Origin of the sequence: Candidatus Magnetaquicoccus inordinatus (assembly GCF_004217665.1) — a bacterium.
Lineage (GTDB): Bacteria > Pseudomonadota > Magnetococcia > Magnetococcales > Magnetaquicoccaceae > Magnetaquicoccus > Magnetaquicoccus inordinatus.
On sequence record NZ_RXIU01000197.1, the window covers coordinates 1 to 3,250 of the forward strand.

At 49.8% G+C, this 3,250-nt stretch carries 3 protein-coding genes and 1 pseudogene; all 4 read right to left on the reverse strand.

Features of this window, described 5'->3' with window-relative positions; translation table 11 throughout:
* Positions 1–115: 115 nt before the first annotated feature.
* Complete coding sequence (locus EJP87_RS12575; RefSeq protein WP_130472224.1) at positions 116–823, reverse strand: hypothetical protein; 708 nt, start codon at positions 821–823, stop codon at positions 116–118.
* Positions 820–1,710, reverse strand: coding sequence for a hypothetical protein (locus EJP87_RS12580; RefSeq protein WP_130472225.1), 891 nt, complete (start codon positions 1,708–1,710; stop codon positions 820–822). Before EJP87_RS12580 ends, EJP87_RS12575 begins: the two co-directional genes overlap by 4 nt.
* A gap of 11 nt (positions 1,711–1,721) precedes the next feature.
* Positions 1,722–2,783 (reverse strand): radical SAM/SPASM domain-containing protein, encoded by a 1,062-nt coding sequence (locus tag EJP87_RS12585; protein ID WP_130472226.1) that lies wholly within the window; start codon positions 2,781–2,783, stop codon positions 1,722–1,724.
* A 15-nt stretch (positions 2,784–2,798) separates the two neighbouring features.
* Positions 2,799–3,250, reverse strand: a pseudogene (locus tag EJP87_RS17895) (hypothetical protein); the annotation flags it as partial.

Sequence of the window (3,250 nt, forward strand, 5' to 3'; positions counted from 1 at the left end):
CGAAAAACTCCTCCCATGGAACATTGATAAAGCCATTTTGTCAATGAGCTGAGATACGCGGAGAATTCACCGCTTACGAAAAACCAGTATCGTGTTTAATTTTCTTGGTATTTGTTTAGGGAGGCGTGATAACCAATCCAGCGGCAACCCAAGATTCGGTAGCAGTTGAAACAATACCATTTTTTCCAACAAGTTCCACATGACATTCAAAGCTATTTTCCTTGGCATGTGTGAGTATCGTATCTAGCTTATTTTCTAATTGCTTTGTTGCATAAGAGTAGAAAGCGAGCATTCCAAACTGGAACGAACTACCTTGTGCATTTTTAATGAGCATGTCGTTAATTCGTTGAATGTCATTAGCCGCACTTTCTGTCATGTGTAATAGGGGGCTTTTGATTTCGATAATAGCTCGTGGGGTTGCGTTGTCGTAGAATAAAACTATATCCGTTCGCCCTTTCTTTCTGGTTGAGAATCGTGGGCGACCGGGCCCTGTCGCTCCGGCAATTTTCATTATCAAGTCAACATTAGGTTCAAGCAAGATACCTTTTGCGCCATCCATCTCATACAGAGCATCTGCGACCTGACATGTTACAAAATATTCCGGTGCCTCTTGTAAGCCATATCCAGAATATGCTTCATATTTAGCATAGGCGTTTTTTATTCCTAAAAGCACTGCATCAATAACTTTCTTTTGTGCAATATTTCTTGGCATACATTTATCTCCAACTGTGGTAAAGGTTAAAATGTCATTGCACTGGCTCAGATTGTAGCCTATAGCATTTAGTGGCAATCCGATAAAAATATGGCTAACAGAGCCACTCAAATGGGTGCTGCCTCAATCTCTTTGCGATGCAGAAGACATTTGAAGGGGATATTGAAGCGATTGATGATATTTTTCTGAGCGGTGTGCAGAGTGGGGCCATGCTGTATCAAATCCTGCAGTGGCAAGGTGGGATGGTTGGCCATGCGCTGCAGAGTGGTTTCGGCACTCTCAAAAATGGTGCCCAGTTGGGCGCTGCGGATGCCAGATAGTCCGCCACAGGGATAAATATCCCCTTTGGAATCAATGAACCAGGAGAGATGGGTGGCGCAACTATCCACCGGATGGCTGGGCTGAAAATCCAAATGGCGCTGACTGGGATAGAGGGTAAAATTGGCAGCATTCAAGCGTGGGTTATGCAGCAATCCGCTCTGCAACAGATTGGCCATATCACCCAAAAAGATGGGCATCACCCGGCAGGAGAGAAGCAACTCTACCAGCTCTGTCAACGCAGGAAGCAGTTGTGCTGTCAAAGGATTGGGGAGATTTAAGAGAAATTTTTGAATGCGTCTGTTTTGCAGGAGCTGTTTAATCTCTTCGGGAGGATGCAGAGCCTGTTCTGCTGACATGCGCAGGGTCAAGGCATGCCCGGTTCGGGCAACCACTTGTGCCAATTGTTGCACATAAGGGGTTCCCTCAAGCCAGGAACATTGCAATTGCAGATGCACGCGGCGTCCCAGCAGCAAATAGTAGCGATTCTCTTCGCTCAAAAATTGATGTGCCTGCCATCTCTGAAACTCTCCCAGCCAGCGAGCCAAGGCGGTGAGATCTGGTTGGATCGAGCTGCCGTTGCTGGGCTCCACTGCGGCAATCAGATTGATCTCCCGGAACAACCAAGCGGGATAAGGATCCTGGGTAGTGACGGAGTGCAGCGGCAACGGTGTGGACATGTTGTATCCTTTCAGGCGGCGGAAGATTGTTGCAGATACTCAATAGCCATACGAACTTGTTCAGCTTCCAATTGACTATTGTAACGGCTCAGATCGGCCACCATCTGCCGGTTGGAAAAAATGGTGCTGCACAGATCACACATGTTTCCATACTCTTCACTGGTTTTCATCGGATAGCCAAGATGCTGCAGCGGTTGCAGAAAACGGGAAACTCCAGCATAGGAGACCACCCGAAACAGTGGCGAATGATTGATATTGTGTACAATTTCTGCCAAATGCTGTTCGGCAATGTTGCCGAACAGCAAACCATCGGTATGGTCCATGCCGGCACAACAGGGAAAAACATTACCATTGGGCACAATGGCCAAATTTAATACGGCAAAACAGCGTCCTTCCGCGCCGCGCCGGAAAAACTCCTCGGTAGAGAGTTGCTCTGTGGCCCGTCCCACCGCAAAGACAGGGCCACAGGTAATACGTGTCGTATGGTTGAGGAGATAGGGATCGAGTGTAGCCAGTGTGGCAGCATGGGTATGCTCATGTGTGGCCAAAAGACGCAAATTGACAGAGATCCCAGCCTCCAGACAAGCACGCAGGCAGTTGTTGATGGTTGTTGGCTGGACAAAAGGGGCATGCCAGTGATCGGTACTCAGTTCAATATTGGTTACCCCCGCTTCGCGCATCCGCCGGGTCAGGATACGGGCTTTATCAGGAGATTTGGCCCAAAAGCCATTGGTAGTCGTGGTAATATCGTAGTAGCCCAGCGATTGCGCATAGGCAAACAGCTCCAGACATAACTCTGCATCCAGAAAAGCTTCCCCACCGGCCAGATGAAAACGTTTGTTAAGAGAGTCCAAACGGCTGCCTTCCAGAAGGGCGCGTCGAATGAGTTCAGGGGAAAGATCCTTTGCATCGTTTGCGCTTTTTTTTCCTTTTTGCACCTTACCTTGCGGCGACGAACCTTGATAGCAAATGGCACAGCGCGCATTGCAGCGGCTGGTGCGTTCCACAACCAGGGCGTTGAAGCCCAGAGGTTTGTTGGCGAGGGTGACTCGTTGGGCAAGGGAAAGTGTCATCGCTGCTCTCACCTATCAAACGGCAGCAGCGATAGCTGTATCGACGGCGGCATCGGCAGCTATTTCTGCAGCATCTGCGGCCAAATCGGCAACAGAGGCATCACTCACTGTATCCAAGAGTGCTTCGTTGGCTGCTTCCACGGCGTCGGAAACGGAGTGAAAGGTATCGGCGGCGGTTTCGGCGGCATCAGAGGCGAGATCTGCGGCATCTGAAGCGGCATCGGTGGCGATGTCGGCTACACTGTCGGCGGCATCAGAGACGGCATGGGTAATGGTGGAGATAAAACCTTGTGCCTGCCATTCAGAGGGGTTCAGGCTGTCGCCTGGCAAATCGCCAAAAAAGATACGGTTATGTAAAATTCCTTGGACATCGCTGCCCAGACGGACTCCCTGCTGGGCCATGAAGCTTTCTGGATCGGCCAAAAAGGCGCTCCGTGCCGCTTGATCGGCATACAGAGTGTGCAGCA